Genomic DNA, 1022 nt, shown 5'->3' with positions numbered 1-1022 from the left:
GTGTCGTCCAAGGGGGTGGCCCCCGTCATCGGGCTCATGCGTGCACCTCCGCCTCGCTCATGGCGTCGCCGGAGCGCAGGGCGTCGGTGAGGCCCCGCCCCAGGCCGCCGACCGCCACGGTGGTGGCCCCCAGAGCCAGGGCGGGCACCACCAGCGACCACCAGGCGCCCAGCTGCACGTCGGAACGTGCCTGGGCCAGCAGCGTGCCCAGCGATGCCTGCGTGGGCTGAAGCCCCAGACCGAAGAAGCTCAGCGTGGACTCGTGGAACACCGCGTGCGGCAGCAGCAGCACCACGGCCACGAGCGCCTGGGGCAGCGCCGCCGGCACCAGGTGGCGCCGCAGCAGCTGCCAGCGCGAGGCGCCCGCCAGCCGGGCGGCGTCCACGTACTGCGAGCTCCGCACGGCCAGCGCCTCGGCGCGCACCAGGCGGGCCACGGTGGGCCAGTGGGTCAGCGCGATGGAGGCCACGATGGCCACCACCGAGCCGGGGTAGAGGGCCACCACCACCAGGCCCAGCACGAGGTGCGGCAGGGCCGAGACGGCATCGCCGGTGCGCATGAGCAGGGCGTCCGCCCAGCGGCCCAGGCTCGCCGCGGCGGCGCCCACGAGCACCCCGAGCACCACCGACACCAGCGCCGAGAGGGCCGCGATGAGCAGGCTCACGCGCAGCCCCTGGGCCACCCGCACCAGCAGGTCGCGCCCGGCGTGGTCGGTGCCGGCCCAGTGCTCGGCCGAGGGGGGCTGCAGGGCGTCCACGAGGTGGGTGGAGTCGTCCACCACCAGCGGCAGCACCACGGCGAGCAGCACGAGCACCGCCAGGGTGCCCAGCGCCACGCGGCCGCCGGCGGTGCGGGTCAGCTCACGCATCGATCTCCACCCTCGGGTCCAGCGCCAGGTGCAGCGCGTCGGCGGCCCACGAGCCCACCAGCACCAGCACCGTGGTGAGGGTGGTCAGGGCGGCCAGGAGCGGGAAGTCCAGCTGCAGGGCGGCCTGCACCAGCGCGTTGGCCACGCCCGGCCA

The 1022-nt window shown here is 75.9% G+C and carries 1 protein-coding gene; it reads right to left on the bottom strand.

The window, feature by feature from the left end:
• Nucleotides 1–34 precede the first annotated feature (34 nt).
• Nucleotides 35–868: an ABC transporter permease gene (locus tag HMPREF3099_RS10310; protein ID WP_070705884.1), complete on the bottom strand. Its 834-nt coding sequence runs from the start codon at nucleotides 866–868 to the stop codon at nucleotides 35–37.
• Between the last annotated feature and the right edge of the window lie 154 nt (nucleotides 869–1022).

Source organism: Kytococcus sp. HMSC28H12, from assembly GCF_001816045.1.
In the GTDB taxonomy this organism is placed as follows: domain Bacteria; phylum Actinomycetota; class Actinomycetes; order Actinomycetales; family Dermatophilaceae; genus Kytococcus; species Kytococcus schroeteri.
Note: the sequence above shows the minus strand (reverse complement) of the source record. Positions and strands in the feature narration are given on the sequence as shown.

What these genes read in the sequence shown, in the direction of transcription:
- HMPREF3099_RS10310 (WP_070705884.1), bottom strand. Translation starts at nt 868, where the DNA reads ATGCGTGAGCTGACCCGCACCGCCGGCGGCCGCGTGGCGCTGGGCACC.